This window comes from Solibacillus sp. CAU 1738 (genome assembly GCF_039888725.1).
Lineage (GTDB): Bacteria > Bacillota > Bacilli > Bacillales_A > Planococcaceae > Metasolibacillus.
Window position 1 is genome coordinate 673386 of record NZ_JBDQQN010000001.1, and the last position, 18416, is coordinate 691801.

The 18416-nt window shown below is 37.6% G+C and carries 16 protein-coding genes; 14 read left to right on the plus strand and 2 right to left on the minus strand.

Annotation, left to right across the window (positions count from 1 at the left end; genetic code table 11):
• The first annotated feature begins 42 nt into the window (after nucleotides 1-42).
• The 9 genes from xseA to spo0A all read left to right on the plus strand — a co-directional run bounded on the left by xseA (nucleotide 43) and on the right by spo0A (nucleotide 9881).
• A complete protein-coding gene (gene xseA, locus AAFN87_RS03435) occupies nucleotides 43-1395 on the plus strand; it encodes an exodeoxyribonuclease VII large subunit (protein WP_347789954.1) in 1353 nt (450 codons plus the stop codon).
• Between the two features lie 3 nt (nucleotides 1396-1398).
• Complete coding sequence (gene xseB, locus AAFN87_RS03440) at nucleotides 1399-1626, plus strand: exodeoxyribonuclease VII small subunit (protein WP_347789628.1); 228 nt, start codon at nucleotides 1399-1401, stop codon at nucleotides 1624-1626.
• A complete protein-coding gene (locus AAFN87_RS03445) occupies nucleotides 1627-2505 on the plus strand; it encodes a polyprenyl synthetase family protein (protein WP_347789629.1) in 879 nt (292 codons plus the stop codon).
• Nucleotides 2506-2596: 91 nt separating this feature from the next.
• A complete protein-coding gene (gene dxs, locus AAFN87_RS03450; RefSeq protein ID WP_347789630.1) occupies nucleotides 2597-4498 on the plus strand; it encodes a 1-deoxy-D-xylulose-5-phosphate synthase in 1902 nt (633 codons plus the stop codon).
• The gene (locus AAFN87_RS03455) at nucleotides 4495-5313 is read left to right on the plus strand and encodes a TlyA family RNA methyltransferase (RefSeq protein ID WP_347789631.1); all 819 of its coding nucleotides are present in this window, start codon (nucleotides 4495-4497) and stop codon (nucleotides 5311-5313) included. Before dxs ends, AAFN87_RS03455 begins: the two co-directional genes overlap by 4 nt.
• Nucleotides 5314-5542: 229 nt before the next feature.
• Nucleotides 5543-5992: a transcriptional regulator AhrC/ArgR gene (gene ahrC / locus AAFN87_RS03460; RefSeq protein WP_347789632.1), complete on the plus strand. Its 450-nt coding sequence runs from the start codon at nucleotides 5543-5545 to the stop codon at nucleotides 5990-5992.
• A 13-nt stretch (nucleotides 5993-6005) separates the two neighbouring features.
• Complete coding sequence (gene recN / locus AAFN87_RS03465) at nucleotides 6006-7697, plus strand: DNA repair protein RecN (protein ID WP_347789633.1); 1692 nt, start codon at nucleotides 6006-6008, stop codon at nucleotides 7695-7697.
• 185 nt (nucleotides 7698-7882) lie between these two features.
• Complete coding sequence (locus tag AAFN87_RS03470; RefSeq protein ID WP_347789634.1) at nucleotides 7883-8812, plus strand: SpoIVB peptidase S55 domain-containing protein; 930 nt, start codon at nucleotides 7883-7885, stop codon at nucleotides 8810-8812.
• 262 nt (nucleotides 8813-9074) lie between these two features.
• Nucleotides 9075-9881, plus strand: coding sequence for a sporulation transcription factor Spo0A (gene spo0A, locus AAFN87_RS03475; RefSeq protein WP_347789635.1), 807 nt, complete (start codon nucleotides 9075-9077; stop codon nucleotides 9879-9881).
• Nucleotides 9882-10717: 836 nt separating this feature from the next.
• Here the strand turns inward: spo0A and AAFN87_RS03480 are convergent.
• The gene (locus tag AAFN87_RS03480) at nucleotides 10718-11167 is read right to left on the minus strand and encodes a GNAT family N-acetyltransferase (RefSeq protein WP_347789636.1); all 450 of its coding nucleotides are present in this window, start codon (nucleotides 11165-11167) and stop codon (nucleotides 10718-10720) included.
• A 349-nt stretch (nucleotides 11168-11516) separates the two neighbouring features.
• Between AAFN87_RS03480 and AAFN87_RS03485 the strand changes: the two genes are divergently transcribed.
• A complete protein-coding gene (locus AAFN87_RS03485; protein WP_347789637.1) occupies nucleotides 11517-13088 on the plus strand; it encodes a DUF342 domain-containing protein in 1572 nt (523 codons plus the stop codon).
• Between the two features lie 207 nt (nucleotides 13089-13295).
• Here the strand turns inward: AAFN87_RS03485 and AAFN87_RS03490 are convergent, their stop codons facing one another.
• Entirely contained in the window at nucleotides 13296-13529 is a 234-nt protein-coding gene (locus AAFN87_RS03490) for a DUF2627 domain-containing protein (RefSeq protein ID WP_347789638.1), read from the minus strand.
• Between the two features lie 289 nt (nucleotides 13530-13818).
• On the opposite strand from AAFN87_RS03490, the gene AAFN87_RS03495 reads away from it, so the two are divergent.
• The 4 genes from AAFN87_RS03495 (at nucleotide 13819) to AAFN87_RS03510 (ending at nucleotide 18407) form a co-directional block, all read left to right on the plus strand.
• Nucleotides 13819-14913, plus strand: a complete 1095-nt coding sequence (locus AAFN87_RS03495; RefSeq protein WP_347789639.1) for a Glu/Leu/Phe/Val family dehydrogenase — start codon at nucleotides 13819-13821, stop codon at nucleotides 14911-14913.
• Nucleotides 14914-14976: 63 nt separating this feature from the next.
• Complete coding sequence (lpdA, locus tag AAFN87_RS03500; protein WP_347789640.1) at nucleotides 14977-16398, plus strand: dihydrolipoyl dehydrogenase; 1422 nt, start codon at nucleotides 14977-14979, stop codon at nucleotides 16396-16398.
• Between the two features lie 27 nt (nucleotides 16399-16425).
• Nucleotides 16426-17424: a thiamine pyrophosphate-dependent dehydrogenase E1 component subunit alpha gene (locus AAFN87_RS03505; protein WP_347789641.1), complete on the plus strand. Its 999-nt coding sequence runs from the start codon at nucleotides 16426-16428 to the stop codon at nucleotides 17422-17424.
• Nucleotides 17424-18407, plus strand: a complete 984-nt coding sequence (locus AAFN87_RS03510; RefSeq protein ID WP_347789642.1) for an alpha-ketoacid dehydrogenase subunit beta — start codon at nucleotides 17424-17426, stop codon at nucleotides 18405-18407. Before AAFN87_RS03505 ends, AAFN87_RS03510 begins: the two co-directional genes overlap by 1 nt.
• Nucleotides 18408-18416 lie beyond the last annotated feature (9 nt).

The window sequence follows — 18416 nt, forward strand, 5'->3', positions numbered from 1 at the left end:
TGTCAAAAAATACATAAAAAATATGGAGTAAAGGAGCCGACTATGAGCGCGTCTTCTTATTTAACAGTTAAAGCATTAACTAAATATATTAAGCGTAAATTTGATGCAGACCCTCATTTACGTGATGTGTATGTAAAGGGCGAGCTTTCCAATGTGAAAATTCATAGCTCTGGACATATTTATTTCACTTTAAAAGACGATGCATCGCGTATTCAAGCAACGATGTTCAGAACTCAAGCCACTAAACTTTCATTTAAGCCTGAGGAAGGTATGATGGTGTATATTCGTGGTGACGTCAATGTATACGAAACAAGTGGATCGTATCAGTTGTATGCACAAACGATGGAACCAGATGGCATTGGCGGGCTTTTTGTTGCGTTTAATCAATTAAAAGAATCGCTACAAAAAGAAGGGCTGTTTAATCCTAACTTTAAACAACCAATTCCACAATTCCCTAAAACTGTTGGTGTGTTAACCGCAACAACAGGAGCAGCTATTCGAGATATTTGCACAACAATTAATCGCCGGTATCCACAAGCGGAAATTCAAATTTATCCAACACTCGTACAAGGAACAGGTGCAGCGGCGAATATTGCAAAAAATATAAAGTTAGCAAATGTCCATGCACAGTGTGATGTTCTAATTGTCGGTCGAGGTGGTGGGTCGATTGAGGATTTATGGGCGTTTAATGAGGAAATTGTAGCGCGTGCCATTTTTGAAAGTCGTATTCCTATTATTAGTGCAGTTGGACATGAAACGGATACGACAATTGCCGATTTTGTTGCGGATTTACGCGCACCGACACCTACAGCTGCAGCAGAGCTCGCTGTACCGAATCAACAAGAATTATTCCAACGAATTTTAGCTAGTCAAACGAGCTTGCATCAAATAATGACTGCGCAACTCCGCTTTGAACGAAATCGTCTAACTAAATATAAGCAATCATATCCACTTGCAACACCGGAGAGACTTTACAGGCCGTTTACAGAACGTCTTGCACAAACAGAAATGCAACTACAGCAAGCAGTGCAAGTTTATATGATGAAAAGACGAAGTGAATTGGATAAACTAGCAGCAAATATAAAGCTTTATTCGCCAGCGCAAACAATCCGACTACATCAGCAAAAACGAACGCAACTTCAAAATCAGCTAACAAGTGTAATGCACCATCATCTAGCACAAGAAAAAGCAAGACTTGTTGCAAACATTAGAACACTAGCTGCATTAAACCCGTTAACGATGATGGAAAAAGGATTTAGTGTAACATATCATAATGAGTCAATCGTAAAACAAGCTTCGCAACTAACAACAGGCGATACTGTACAAATAAGGTACCAGGACGGATTAGTGAGCGCTACAGTAACAAATATTGAACTACAACAGAAAGGGGAATAGACGATGGATAAATTGACATTTGCCCAAGCAATGACAGAATTAGAGGAAGTTGTACGCAAATTAGAGCAAGGTGACGTGCCACTTGAAGAAGCAATTGATTTATATAAAAAAGGAATGGAATATTCCCAATTTTGTAATGATAAACTACAAAATGCTGAACAACAACTAATATCAATCGTAGGTGAAAATGGGGAGAAACAGCCGTTTAACGCGACAAATGGAGAGGTTTAAATGAGTGAATTAAAAGCATTTATTGAAACGCATGTACCAAATATCGAAAATGTAATGTATCAATTAGTTGAACAATTAAATGCACCTGCAAAATTAAAAGAATCTATGCTGTATTCATTAAAGGCGGGCGGTAAACGTATTCGACCACTATTTGTTACAGCGGTATGTGATTATTTTGGCCATAATAAAGCAGCTAGCTATACAATTGGTGCTTGTGTAGAAATGATTCATACGTATTCATTAATACATGATGATCTACCATGCATGGATGATGATGATATGCGCCGCGGTAAACCGACAAACCATGTCGTATTTGGCGAAGACTTAGCTACACTTGCAGGCGATGCATTAAACACATTTAGTTTTGGTGTCATCGCACGTATGCCAATCGCCGCAGAAACTAAAGTTGAGTTGATCAATTTATTAAGTGTTGCTGCTGGTGCAGAAGGTATGGTTGGTGGCCAAGTGCTTGATATGGAAGGTGAAAAACGTCAGTTAAATATACATGAGCTTGAACAAGTACATGTCAATAAAACAGGCGCATTACTTCGTTTCAGTATTGAATCAGGTGCAGTACTTGCAGGTGCGACAGAAGAAGAACGTGTTGCCCTTGTTGACTATGCACATCATATCGGCCTTGCTTTCCAAATCCAAGATGATATTTTAGATATCGAAGGGACAACAGAGCAACTTGGTAAAACAGCAGGAAAAGATATTGCTAGTGATAAGAGCACATACCCTGCATTGCTGACATTAGATGGTGCAAAAGAAAAACTAAATGAGCACTATGAGCTTGCATTAAAAGCACTTGAAAACCTAACTGGAGACAGCGAGCTACTTCGCGATTTTGCGAATTACATCGTACGCAGAAGCAATTAAGAAGTGAATAACTTTTTTCTATGACAGTACACTGTTATAATAGAAAAATCACGATACGGTGAATATTTTAATGAAAAGGTGTGTGGATGAGGTGGATTTAAATAAGATTTCTAGTCCATCCTTTTTAAAAAACTTAAACCAGAAGCAATTAGAGGCGTTAGCTGGAGACATACGCTCTTTTCTAATTGAAAAATGTTCTGCTACTGGTGGACATATTGGGCCAAACTTAGGAGTCGTTGAATTAACTATTGCGCTACATAAAGCGTTTAATAGTCCAACTGATAAATTTTTATGGGATGTAGGGCATCAAGCATATGTCCATAAAATATTAACAGGACGTGCAAGCCAATTTGACACACTCCGTCAATTCAAAGGCTTATGCGGTTTTCCGAAGCGTGTTGAAAGTGAGCACGATGAGTGGGAAACAGGACATAGTTCAACTTCTTTATCAGCTGCGATGGGAATGGCAGCGGCTCGAGATATAAAAAAGGAAAAAAATTACGTTGTCCCAATTATTGGTGATGGAGCGCTAACTGGTGGGATGGCACTAGAGGCTCTCAATCATATTGGACATGAAAAAACAAATATGATCGTTATTTTAAACGACAACGAAATGTCGATTGCACCGAATGTTGGCGCACTTCACAGCGTATTAGGTCGTTTGCGTACGGCGAAGGAATATTCAAAAGCAAAAGAAGAACTAGAGTTGCTTATGAACAAAATTCCTGTTGTCGGTGGCAAGCTAGCTAGTACAGCAGAACGTTTAAAAGATAGCTTAAAATATTTAGTTGTATCTGGAATTTTCTTTGAAGAATTAGGCTTTAAATATTTGGGGCCAATTGATGGACATGATTTTGAAGCATTAGAGAAAACTTTAGAGTATGCAAAAAAAGTAAAAGGCCCAGTACTCGTTCATGTCATTACGAAAAAAGGCAAGGGCTATAAACCTGCTGAGGATGATACAGTTGGTACTTGGCATGGAACAGGTCCTTATAAAATGGAGACAGGTGATTTTGTAAAATCAGCTGTAACAGGACCTGCCTGGAGTAGTTTAATTGCTGAATCCGTTCGTAAATGTATGAAAGAAGATGAGCGCATTGTAGCAATTACACCGGCAATGCCAGTTGGCTCGAAGCTAGAAGGTATTCAAAAAGATTTCCCGAATCGTTTCTTTGATGTAGGAATCGCAGAACAGCACGCTGCAACAATGGCAGCTGGACTTGCTACACAAAAAATGAAACCGTTTTTAGCGATTTATTCGACGTTTTTACAACGTGCGTACGATCAAGTTCTACATGATATTGCACGTCCAAATTTAAATGTCTTTATCGGGATTGACCGAGCTGGCTTAGTTGGTGCAGATGGTGAAACACATCAAGGTGTATTTGATATTGCGTTTTTACGCCATATCCCGAACATCGTTTTAATGATGCCTAAAGATGAAAATGAAGGGCAACATATGGTTAAAACGGCATTAGATTACGACGGAGGTCCAATTGCACTCCGTTATCCACGAGGAAATGGTATCGGTGTAGAAATGGATGCTGAAATGAAAGCTATTCCAATCGGTACATGGGAAGTTTTACGTGACGGTCAAGATGCAGCTATTTTAACATTCGGCACCACAATTCCAATGGCGATGGAAGCAGCAGAACAATTAGCGGATCAAGGTGTTGATGTGAAAGTTGTGAATGCACGCTTTATTAAACCATTAGATGAAAAGATGCTCCATGAAATAATGGGCGCAAATATGCCAATCTTAACTATAGAAGAAGCCGTTTTACAAGGTGGATTTGGAAGTGCAATATTAGAATTTGCAGCAGATCATCAATATAATGTATCTATAGATCGAATCGGTATTCCTGATCAATTTATTGAGCATGGGAATGTAGATCAATTATTAGAGGAAATCAATGTAACGGCTGATGAAACGGTAAAACGTATTAATAAACTCGTTGCAAACAAAAAGCAGGTAGGTTCTAGAAAAATATGACGAAACAACCGAAAGAACGTGTTGATATTTTATTAGTAGAGCGTGGTCTTTGTGAAACACGTGAAAAAGCAAAGCGCTCTATTATGGCGGGACTCGTTTTTTCCAATGAAGTACGTATCGATAAAGCAGGAGAAAAAATTGCAATCGATTCCCCACTTCAAGTAAAAGGCTCGCAACTAAAATACGTTAGTCGTGGTGGCTTAAAGCTAGAAAAAGCACTCGCTATTTTTGATATGTCAGTAGAAGGCAAGTTAATGCTAGATATCGGCTCATCGACAGGAGGCTTTACTGATTGTGCATTGCAAAATGGCGCCAAGCATTGTTACGCGCTTGATGTTGGTTCCAATCAATTAGCTTGGAAAATCCGTTCAGATGAGCGTGTAACGGTAATGGAAAAAACAAACTTCCGTTATACGAAGCCAGAAGACTTAGTAGAAGGCTTACCGAATTTTGCAACGATTGATGTATCTTTTATTTCTTTATCACTTATCTTACCAGTTTTAAAAACAATTTTAACTCCTGGTGGAGACGTTATGGCATTAGTTAAGCCACAATTTGAAGCTGGTAAAGAAAATGTTGGAAAGAAAGGTATAGTGCGAGAACCTAAAATTCATTTAGCGGTGTTAGAAGAGACAGCTAAAATGGCAACAGAAGTTGGTTTTGTTGTAAAGGCTGCTTCTTATTCACCAATTACTGGTGGAGAAGGAAATATTGAATTTTTATTCCATTTAGTGAATCCTCGCGAAGGTGAGGAAATTCCAGCATTTACGGACTTTGAGGCGCTCGTAAAGCAAGCGCATAGTGAATTAAAATAGAGTTTGCTTTTTCTCAGTAAGAAATGAAAATCTTTATCGTATTGTTGTTGTAGCTTCGACACTGGAAAAGTTTTTCGATTTCTTTATACATGAAACTTACCGCTTCGTTTTCTGCATAGAAAATAGGTACTGACAAGAACTAGTCAGTGCCTATTTTTTCTTGTGCTTTTATGCATGAAATGGTAGTGTATTAATACGAATACATAATTATTCATATGAGGTGAAAAACATGAATAAAGGTCAACGTCATATTCGCATTCGCGAAATTATTTCAAATAATGAAATTGAAACACAAGACGATTTAGTCGATCAATTAAAAAAAGCGGGCTATAACGTTACACAAGCGACCGTTTCACGTGATATTAAAGAATTACATTTAGTGAAAGTACCTATGCAAGACGGGCGCTATAAATACAGCCTACCTGCAGATCAACGCTTTAACCCGATTCAAAAACTGCACCGTGCACTTGCGGATGCTTTTATAAGTATAGATGGCGCGACACATTTTTTAGTTATGAAAACACTACCTGGTCATGCAAATGCTATAGGTTCATTACTTGATCATTTAGACTGGCAAGAAATATTAGGAACAATTTGTGGTGATGATACGATTTTGATAATGTGTCGTACAGAGCAAGAAAGAGAACTTATTAAAACCCGATTATTAGAAATGCTGTAAGAGGTGGGTAATATTGTTAAGAGAGCTAAGTATTCGAAACTTTGCAATTATCGAAGATTTAACAGTTAGCTTTGCAGACGGTTTAACTGTACTAACTGGTGAAACAGGTGCAGGGAAATCGATTATTATTGACGCGGTACATTTACTAGCTGGTGGTCGTGGTTCTCAGGAATTCATACGACATGGAGCAAAAAAAGCGGAACTGGGTGGCTTGTTCCAAATAATGAGTGACGATCATCCTATATATGGAAAACTTGAAGAAGCCGGAATTGAAGCCGAGGAAGGCACAATTATTTTACGCCGCGATTTAAATGACAACGGGAAAAGTATTTGCCGTGTAAATGGCAAGCTTGTACCGATGTCTGTTTTACGTGAAATAGGCGGAAGTTTAATCGATATACATGGACAACATGAAAATCAGGAATTAATGGATGAAAAGCAGCATATTCATCTACTTGACCATTTTGCCCAAGATCAGCTAGAACCACTCATGACAAATTATACAGAACGTTACAATGCGTATCGTGAATTAAAACGAGAAGTTGCCTCGTTAAATTTAGATGAACAGCGTATGGCACAGCGTATTGATTTATTTCAGTTCCAATTAAAGGAGCTTGAAGAAGCTAGTTTAAAACTTGGTGAGGAAGATTTGTTATTAGAGGAACGCCGTCGTTTAATGAACTTCCATAAAATTTTCGAACGTGCAAATGTAGCTTATGAAGCAATTTCAGGTGAATCGCGCGGGCTAGATTACATAGGCAATGCAATGAGCGCTCTTGATGATATTGCCACATTGGACGAGCAATTTAAAGAGCCTTCTGAAGCTGTCACAACTAGTTTTTATGCATTGCAAGATGCGGTGTATCAAATAAAAAACGTATTAGATGAATTAGAGTTTGATCCCGAACGCTTAAATGAAGTAGAGCAACGTTTAGGACAATATCAAACGATGAAACGAAAATACGGAACGACAGTTGAAGAAATTTTAGCTTATAATGAAAAAATCGAAGAAGAGCTAATGCAGCTTATGAATCGTGATGAAACAATTCAACAAAGTGAGCAATTACTGCGTAAAATGGAAGCTGATTTAAACGAGCTGGCAGGGCAATTAACGGCTGTTCGAAAAGAACATGCAGTTTTACTTAGCGAAGCAATTATGGAGCAATTGCGGGTGTTGCATATGGAAAAAGCTAAGTTTATCGTCAACTTTGAAGCGCTTGAAACGTTTGATGCGAGTGGTAAAGATTATGTAGCTTTTTATATTTCTACAAACGTTGGTGAACCACCAAAATCATTACCAAAAATAGCCTCAGGTGGGGAATTATCCCGAATGATGCTAGCGTTAAAAACAATTTTTTCTTCTTCAAATGGTATTACATCCATTATTTTCGATGAAGTAGACACAGGTGTTAGCGGACGTGTTGCTCAAGCGATAGCAGAAAAAATTGCCGCTATTTCTATTCAGTCACAAGTGTTGTGTATTTCTCATTTACCGCAAGTAGCTGCAATGGCCGATCAACATTATTTAATTAAAAAGCAAGTTGAGCATGATCGTACATTTACAACAGTAAAAGAAATAAAAGGACATGCTCGTATTGAAGAAGTGAGCCGTATGATGAGCGGTACCGAAATTACCGAATTAACGCTTCAGCATGCAAAAGAACTTGTAGAAATTGCTAATACAAGAAAACAAAATTTGAATTAACAAATGTCGTCAAAGTGATTATGCTTTGACGACTTTTTACATGGAGCTTAAAGAAAAAATTTGAATTAAAAAAAGTATGTAGTTTATAGCATGCCCTTTTAAGAGTTATACCGACAAATATTTACCGTTCATAACTCAGCTAATGTCCGCACATAGTATCGATAAGATGAAAAGGAGGTGAACATATGACATGCCATTTGCGTAATCTTTTACTCGTGCTGCTTATCATGTTAGTACCGCAATACGTCAGCGCTAAAGAGCTTATTCCAATGGGACAATCAATCGGTATTCAGTTAAAGCTACCGTTTGTATATGTCTCGCATGACATTTTGCTCCCGAGTGGTGAATGGCTGAGACAGGGCGATAAATTAATGAAAATTGACGGAGTATCTATCCATGATACGAAGCAGCTTGAAACAAAGCAAGGGACAGTAAAGTTACAACTAGAAAGGGCCAACAATGTAAAAATATTTGTGTTATCGAAAGAAGAAATAGCACATATTATGCCCTTTTTAAAAGATGAAACAGATGGCATAGGTACACTCACATTTATAGATCCCGACACGAATGAATACGGTGCACTTGGCCATCAAATTGTTGATGGGGCACTAACAACTCCGCCTCCTTTTTTAAGAGGAGCAATTTTTTTAGCATCGATATCTCAAGTGAAAAAAAGTGAGCCAGGACAGCCGGGATACAAAATTTCCATTGTCGATAAAGAACGGGAACGATTAGGAAATGTTATGTATAATAATGTATACGGCGTTTTTGGAAATTGGGAGCAAGATTTAAAACAAAGTTTGCGACAACCAATAGAAATTATGCGTGAATCGGAAATTAAGCGTGGAGAAGCGCAAATTTTCACCGCGATTGAAGGCGAAAAAGTCGAATCCTTTACGATAAATATCGAAAAAGTTGAAGGTACAAATATTGTTTTTCATGTCACGGATAATATCTTATTGAAAAAAACAGGTGGCATTTTACAAGGGATGAGCGGCAGTCCAATAATTCAAAATGGACGCTTTGTTGGAGCAGTAACTCATATGTTTGTCGAAGAACCATCGAAAGGTGCCGCTATATCAATAATCGAAATGTTGAAAAAAACACCGAGTTAAGGTATAAATGACTACACTTCTAGAAAAAGTGTAGTCATTTATGCATTTTTTTAATAAAATACATAGTAAAGTTAGTATTGTATATGAAGGGAAATTAAGTAATTTGTCGTGTTTAGGAGAAATTATAAGACTACTTACTTATTTTTGAGTAACTTAAAGGAATTTCTGGCACTATGTCGAAATAGTCAGAATTGTATTAAATGCCAAAATTTGCATAGGGGAAATAGTTTGATACAATCAACATACTTAAGGGGGATTTAATTTGTCGAAAGTAAAAATTGCAATTGCTGATGATAACCGTGATTTAGTGAAAACGATGGAAAAATATTTTGCTAATCATCCTGAAATTGAACTTGTTGCAACTGCATCGAACGGGAAAATCTGTATTAAAATGTTAGAAGAATATCAACCGGATGTGCTTTTATTGGATATTATTATGCCGCATCTTGACGGTTTAGCTGTATTAGAAGCGATGTATAATGACGACCGCTTATCAAATACTCAAGTCATAATGTTAACTGCTTTTGGACAAGAGGATGTAATGAAACAAGCGGTTACTTATGGTGCATCTTATTTTATGTTAAAGCCATTCGAATTCGAGCAATTAGTAGCGAAAATTTTACACTGTGCGGGTCAGCAAAAGCCGGAACAACCAAAAAAAGAGCGGACAAGCATATTGCAGCCTGCTTCAGGTGGTTCAGAGAAAATCAACCAACGTCAATTAGACACTACGATTACGGCTATTATTAAAGAAATTGGAGTGCCAGCACATATTAAAGGGTATTCATATTTACGTGAAGCAATTCAAATGGTTTATTACGATATCGAGTTGCTTGGTTCGGTGACGAAAATACTATATCCAGAAATCGCAAAAAAATTCAACACAACACCATCACGCGTAGAACGTGCGATTCGTCACGCAATTGAAGTCGCATGGAATCGAGGAAACTATGAATCTATTTCAGAAATGTTTGGGTACACAGTTCATCATTTAAAATCAAAACCAACAAATTCCGAATTCATCGCCATGATTGCGGACAAAATTCGTATTGAGATGGTTGCGAGTTAATGTTGGTGTGACGGTGTTTGTTGTATGTTGATTATAAAATAATTAAGCAATGAGGGCTATAAACAACGAAATAATAAGCAATGAAGTGAAAAGCACTTCTATTTGTCGGTTTTGTCAAAAAACAATGAATAGAGGTGCTTTTTTTCGTTGAATTGTTGATAAAAAATAACGGAATTGGATTTACAGTTAGATTCTTTCATGTTGTATTGCGACACTAAACATTTGTCAACAAGTATTTCTTTCACCCAGAGAATGGTGATTAATGTTAATTGCACATGATGTGACGCTTTTTTCGTGAATATATCACGTGGATACAACTAATTGATTTTTGATACATAGAAACGCGCACGATCCAATGGTCATGAAGACACACAAAGTAATGGGGTTGGCCATTTTAATAGAGCGTCAGAAAAACTATGTTGACAGCTTGTGTGACCATAATAAAAAGTACTTGTCGTATACCAATAATTATTTATCAGGTGTGTTAATTATACAGATATCGGTAAATGAAGAGCGTGATTTCTCTAGTAGAATAATTAATAAAAGGCACTTTCTAGTTGATTGGAGCGGAGGTGACTCGACTCCTGCAAAGTAATTTGCGACGAGTAACCGCAGGAGCAGAAAAAGCACGAGCTGAAAATCCATTTATTTCGGCTCTATCTGAAATAAATTAGTTGAAGCCGTGCCTGCGGAAGTATTAGAACGAATACTAAAAGCGTCACATCGTGTGACAAAGTATTCGTGACCAACATCTTGTTGGCCTCAGCCGTAGCGGAAATCAACGTATTCTAAATACTGTAAGTAACAATAAAAGGTAAATCAACACGCTTTATTATTTATAATTCCTTTTCAAAAAAGATTAGCGATAATCGTTCATTTACTTTAAATCCTTTAATTTTATTAAAGCCATTCTTTATATAGAAATTAACAGCAGGGGTGTTTTTTGAACCTGTAGCTACTTTTACTTTTTTAACATTAAATTTACTAATTACGAAATTTAACAAAAGTTGGGCAATACCTTTTCTAAAATGGTTAGGATGTACAATTAATCTATGTATATCAGCAACATTTTCATCTGCTTTTAGTGAAATTGCGCCACAAAGTTCTGTATTTTCATAAAAACCAAAGAAAATTTCTTCGCATTTTTGTAATTTATCAATAGTATCTTTTAATGGCGGTAATTCATAGTAGTCGATTATTTTAGCCTCTACTTCATAAGATGGTATTTGAATTGACAAAACATCTTTTGCGTTATCTTTATTACTAATGTCAATTAATTTAATCAATTTAACCCCTCCATCTAATTTTTTAAAATTTCTGATTTTTTAAATAACCGAGTATAATTATGGTTAAATTATAACATGGAAAATTACGGAATAATAGATTGGTGACATATGATTGAAACGGAAATCAACCCTAGTTACGGTGGGAACAGGTAAATTTCTTGAAAAAATAAAATTACAACATATCCTATCATTTTGTTTTAATTGGTAATAATGATAATAGATTATTTACAGTAATTTTATTAGAAATTCCCTTATTTATTTAAAGAAAATTAAGACTAATGTGAGAATCGTCCCTAAACAAATGAAAGTTAATTGTATATACTAGAACTTAGGAGAAAGGGGGATTTGTGTGATCGTTTATTTAAATGATTTTTTTGAAATTACAGAACAAGATGGGAAAGTATACATTAATACGATAAAACCTGGCTTCCTTTTGAAAGATTTTGATAGTGTATTACGTTCCAACCCTCGAATAAAATTAACAAACTTTGCTGTATTAAAAAATGTTCTTTCGAAGCAGAGTACGGGCTTGATTGAAATTGGTACTTGGCAACCGAATATTGAAATTGAAGTTTCACGTGACAAAATGTTTGCCTCACTTTTTGTGTATGAAACAGCTGATTTCCTTAAACAAAACTACGAAGAAATAAAGCAGCAAATTCAAGATTTACTCAAGGAAAAAGGAATTACGCACGGTATTCAAGATTTGTTTTTAGAAAGTATTGTACCAGGTAAAGCATATTTAATTGCTCAAGGTACACCAGCAGTTAAAGGTGAGGATGCACAAGTTACATATTTAGAAGTCCCAGAGCGCAAACCGGTTATTCGTGAAGATGGTAAAGCAGACTATTATGATATGAATTTTATTTTTGAAATAAAAGAAGGTTCATGGCTTGGTGAGAAAATTCCGCCAAAGCTAGGTGAAGAGGGCTTTACAATATACGGTGACATTCTTCCTGCTCCTAAAGGGAAGGACGTGCCATTAAAATACGACCGTAAATCCGCATATGAAGTAGAAGAGGATGGGAAAATCATCCTTCGTTCAAGTATTTCGGGTGTACTAGAGCATGTTCAAGGGCTTATTTCTGTTAATCATCACTTACCGATAAGCGGTGATATTGGCGTTGAAACAGGAAATATTGAATTTGAAGGCTCTGTCAGTATTCGTGGAACAGTTCAAAATGGATTTTCAGTAATTGCCAAAGGGGATATTTCAATCGAAGGTCCAGAAGGCGTATCTGGTGCGAAATTAATTCGCTCATTGGACGGAGATGTATTCATACGTGGAGGAATTTTTGGTCTTGGTGAAACACGAGTTGAAGCAGCAGGAAGTATTTTCGTGAAGCACGTAAACGAAGCAAATTTAGTTGCAGGACAAGATATTAATATTGGCTTTTACTCAATAGGCTCCAATTTGAAAGCGCATTCGATATTAGTGGATGAACGAAAAGGGAAAATTATCGGAGGCACAGCAATTGCGAAAAATGTAATTGTTGCGGCAATTTCAGGGAATAGGCTTGAACGTCGAACAGAACTAATTATAAATAGTGTAAATAAACAGGAAGCCTATGTACTTATACAAGATAAGGCAGGAATCTTGAAAAATAAACAAGAAGAGATATTGCAGTTAGATTCACAAGTGTCAAAAATTATGGTGATGCAAAATCAATTAAACAAACAACAAGCTGCGGCGTTTGAACAAGCAAAGCAAATGTTAAAATCTTTAAATGAAGAAGTCGTACTCATAGATCAAGAAATTAAATTATTAATGAATGACCTTCGAAATGCAGGAAAAGAAGAAATAAGTATTACGAAGGAAGCATATCCGGGTACATACATTCAAATCGGAAAAAAATCTTCAATTTTATCAAATGTTACAAAAGGAAAGTTTGTTGTAGAGTTTGGAGAGTTGAATATTTAATGTCAAACGACAGGTTAGGTAAAAACTACCGAAAAAGCAATTGCAGAATTGTCGAAAAACAGTGTTCGATTAACCCAAAAATGAAAGGACAGGCTAACGTTTTGATCGTTAACCTGTCCTTTTGTAAATTTATAAGCAATGAATAATGTTGCAGGCATTTCCGCTATGTATATTGTCGCTCAATGAATAGGAGAGCTTGTGCTTATATTATTTTAGCCAGCGTTCTGCCACTTTTCCTTTTTTGCGGTCTCGATGAAATAAGAATCCTGCAAAAAATCCAAAACCAAGTATGAAAAACAAAATACCAACAATAAATTGTAGCCAAATCCAAGGAAATGGAGAAATTAAAATACCAAACAATGTATCACGCATAAATTTAATTCCTGCAGCGGCCATTACACCTGGAATTAATAGTACGATAAATGCGGCCATTCGAGCCATGTGCCTACCTCCTAACAGTTACCTTTAATTGTACAATGAGCAAAAGGAAAGTCAAGAATACACAATAAAATAACTGGTGAACAATAGTAATTTAGCACGCAGAATAGTTTGAAAATTCTCAATAAAAGCCTTGTGCGTAATAATAGTTGCTTAATAAACAAATTGAAAGTATTGTAAAAATAAGCAACAAAAAAATAGCTTAATAGTAAGAAATTTCACGTTTTGTAGCGAAATCGTTTTTTAAACGAGAAAGTAAACGCTTACTTTAATTCGGAAGGGGATTTTGGGGATGGAAATTTTTAAGTATATGGAAAAGTATGATTATGAGCAATTAGTATTTTGTCAGGATAAAGCTTCAGGTTTAAAAGCTATTATTGCTATTCACGATACAACGTTAGGACCTGCTCTTGGCGGATCACGTATGTGGACATATGCATCGGAGGAAGCTGCAATTGAGGATGCACTTCGATTAGCAAGAGGGATGACATATAAAAATGCAGCTGCTGGCCTGAATTTAGGTGGCGGTAAAACGGTAATTATAGGTGATCCATTTAAAGATAAAAACGAAGAAATGTTCCGAGCATTAGGGCGCTTTATTCAAGGCTTAAACGGGCGCTATATTACTGCAGAAGATGTAGGGACAACAGTTACTGATATGGATTTAATTCATGAGGAAACGAATTATGTAACAGGGATTTCTCCGGCATTCGGTTCATCAGGAAACCCTTCACCTGTTACTGCATATGGTGTGTATTTAGGGATGAAGGCCGCAGCAAAAGAAGCGTTCGGTGAAGATAGTTTAGAAGGTCGCACAATTGCAGTACAAGGTTTAGGCAATGTCGCATATACATTATGTGAGTACTTGCATAAAGAAGGAGCAAAATTAGTCGTAACGGATATTAATAAAGAAGCTGTCAAAAGGGTTGTTGATACATTCGGGGCAACTGCAGTAGATCCTAACGACATTTACAAACAAAATGTAGATATTTTCGCACCTTGTGCACTTGGCGCAATTATTAATGACGATACAATTCCACAATTAAAAGCAAAAGTAATTGCAGGTTCTGCCAATAACCAATTGCAAGAATCTCGTCATGGCCAAATTTTACATGAACAAGGTATTGTTTATGCACCTGATTATGTAATAAATGCTGGTGGTGTTATAAATGTAGCGGACGAGTTGTATGGTTATAATCATGATCGAGCTATGAAACGTGTTGAAACGATATACGACAGCATTTCAAAAATATTAACGATTTCAAAAGAACAAGACGTACCAACGTATTTAGCTGCCAATAAGCTAGCGGAAGATCGTATTGCAAGAGTGGCGAAATCACGTAGCCAATTTTTACGTAATGAGAAAAACATTTTAAACGGCCGATAATTTAGATGTAGGAAGTGAAGTAAAGTCAATCTTTACTTCCTTTTTTAAAAAGGGGGTTTTCGTATGGCACAAGAGTATGATGTTGTTATTTTAGGTGGAGGAACAGGGGGATATGTTGCAGCTATTCGCGCGGCACAGCTCGGATTAAAGACAGCTATGGTCGAGCAAGCAAAACTAGGTGGTACTTGTCTGCATAAAGGCTGTATCCCGAGTAAGGCTTTGCTAAGAAGTGCAGAAGTGTACCGAACAGCTAAACAAGGAGCTTCCTTTGGCGTAGATGCTACAAGCGTAACGCTACAATTTCCTAAAGTACAAGAACGCAAGAATAATATAGTTAAAACACTACATGCAGGGATAGAAGGCTTGATGAAAAAAGGGAAAATAGATGTGTACAACGGGCTAGGTCGTATTTTAGGGCCATCCATTTTCTCACCAATGCCAGGTACTATTTCAGTTGAGATGGCGGATGGCTCTGAAAATGAAATGCTTGTCCCTAAAAACGTTATTATTGCAACTGGCTCTAAACCAGCATCTCTTGAAGGGATTCCTGTTGATGGCCAGTTTATCTTGAATTCAGACCATGCATTAGAGCTGGAAAATCTCCCAGCATCCATGCTCATTATCGGTGGAGGGGTTATCGGAATTGAGTGGGCTTCGATGTTATGTGATTTTGGTGTTGATGTAACCGTTTTAGAGTACGGAGAGAGAATTTTACCGACAGAAGATGCCGATATAGCAAACGAAATGACAAAAGCTTTAACAAAGCGTGGGGTAAAAATAATCGTCAATTCCCGTATGCAAACGGACTCATTAATTGTAAATGATGGTGTATCGATTACCGTTTCTTCAAACGAAGACACAAAAACATATCAAGCAGAAAAAATGCTTGTAAGTGTTGGCCGCACTGCGAATAGTGAAGGAATAGGAATAGAAAATACAGAAATAGTTTTAGAGCGTAATTTTATACAAGTGAATGATCATTTCCAAACAAAAGAAAGTCATATATATGCAATTGGGGATGTTATTGGAGGCATGCAGCTAGCACATGTTGCTTCACATGAGGGGATTTTAGCTGTGGAGCATATAGCAGGGGAAAAAACGACACCAATTAATTATGCCAATGTCGCTCGTTGCATTTATTCTTACCCAGAGGCGTCAAGCGTTGGCTTAACCGAGGGGCAAGCAAAAGAACAAGGGTACGATGTGAAAGTTGCAAAGTTTCCATTTAAAGCAATTGGAAAAGCTCTTGTTTATGGGGATACAGACGGCTTTGTAAAAATGATTGCGGATAGTAAAACGAATGATTTACTAGGCGTGCATATGATAGGGCCGCATGTAACAGATATGATTTCTGAATCTGCATTAGCACTTTTACTGGATGCAAGTCCGTGGGAGATAAGTCAAACGATTCACCCGCACCCGTCGCTAAGTGAAATAATAGGGGAAGCGGCACTTGCTGTAGAAGGCAAGGCAATTCATTTTTAAAGAGGGAATACGAAAGGGGATGTTCGTATGTTGAAACATGAAGATCTAGGATTAACAAATGAAGATGTACTGAAAATGTACGAAACGATGTTACTGGCAAGACGAATTGATGAGCGGATGTGGCTACTTAATCGTGCGGGGAAAATACCTTTTGTCATTTCGTGTCAAGGACAAGAGGCTGCTCAAGTAGGCGCTGCGTTTGCACTCGACAATGCTAAAGATTATATTGCGCCATATTATCGGGATATGGGTGTTGTATTACATTTTGGTATGACTGCAAAGGAATTAATGCTTTCAGCGTTCGCAAAAGCAGAAGACCCGAACTCTGGAGGGCGTCAAATGCCTGGACATTTTGGGCAAAAGAAAAATCGTATTTTAACCGGCTCATCTCCAGTAACGACGCAAGTACCGCATGCAGTAGGAGTGGCACTTGCGGGTAAAATAAAGCAAGAGGATTTCATTACATTTGTTACGCTTGGAGAGGGCTCTTCTAACCAAGGGGATTTTCATGAAGGTGCAAACTTTGCTGGCGTGCATAAATTGCCAGTTATTATAATGGTAGAAAACAATCAGTATGCAATTTCAGTACCTGTTGAGCGTCAGTTAGGCTGTGCCAAAGTATCTGACCGAGCAATAGGTTACGGCATGCCTGGAGTAACAGTAGATGGTAAAAATCCACTCGAAGTTTATAAAGTAGTAAAAGAAGCTGCTGATCGTGCGAGACGCGGTGAAGGACCAAGTTTAGTTGAAGCGGTAACTTATCGTTTAACAGCACACTCTTCGGATGATGATGACCGTCAATATCGTACTGCAGAAGATATCGCTGAAGGTAAAGCAAACGATCCGTTACAATTATTCGAGCAATACCTACTCGAGGCAGGAGTAGCGACAGCTAGTACATTCGAACAATTAAATAGTAAAGTGGCTGACATTGTCAACGAGGCAACGGATTATGCAGAAGCCGCACCATATGCAAAACCAGAAGATGCACTGAAATATGTTTATGCACAAGGAGGGGACGCGTAATGGCTGTAATATCATATATAGATGCAATTAACTTAGCTATGAAGGAAGAGATGGAACGAGATGAGAACGTCTTCATATTAGGCGAAGACGTTGGTCGAAAAGGTGGGGTATTTAAAGCGACAGCTGGACTTTACGATCAGTTCGGTGACTATCGAGTGCTTGATACACCACTTGCTGAAAGTGCGATTGCGGGTGTAGCAATTGGAGCCGCTATGTACGGTATGCGCCCAATAGCAGAAATGCAATTTGCAGATTTCATCATGCCAGCAGTGAACCAAATCGTTTCAGAAGCAGCTAAAATTCGATATCGCTCTAATAATGACTGGTCATGCCCTATCGTTGTACGTGCACCGTTCGGAGGAGGTATTCATGGGGCGCTTTATCATTCGCAATCGGTGGAAGCGCTTTTTGCAGGAACACCTGGTTTAAAAATTGTTATTCCTTCAACTCCATATGACGCAAAAGGATTACTGAAGGCGGCTATTCGAGATGAAGACCCGGTATTATTTTTCGAGCATAAACGAGCATACCGTTTAATTAAAGGAGAAGTACCGGATGAGGATTACACATTGCCAATTGGTAAAGCAGATGTGAAGCGTGAAGGTGATGATATTACGGTTATTACGTATGGATTAGCTGTTCACTTTGCAATGCAAGCAGCAGAAAGATTAGCAGCAGACGGGATTGAAGCGCATATACTCGATTTACGTACGGTATATCCACTTGATAAGGAAGCGATTGTCGAAGCTGCAAGAAAGACGGGTAAAGTATTACTTGTAACTGAAGATAATAAAGAAGGTAGCATAATGAGTGAAGTAGCGGCTATTATTGCAGAACATTGTTTATTTGACCTAGATGCACCTATTAATCGTCTTGCGGGACCAGATGTGCCTGCTATGCCTTATGCACCAACAATGGAAAAATATTTTATGATCAATCCTGACAAAGTTGAGCGAGCGATGCGTGAGCTTGCTGCGTTTTAAGGAGGAATT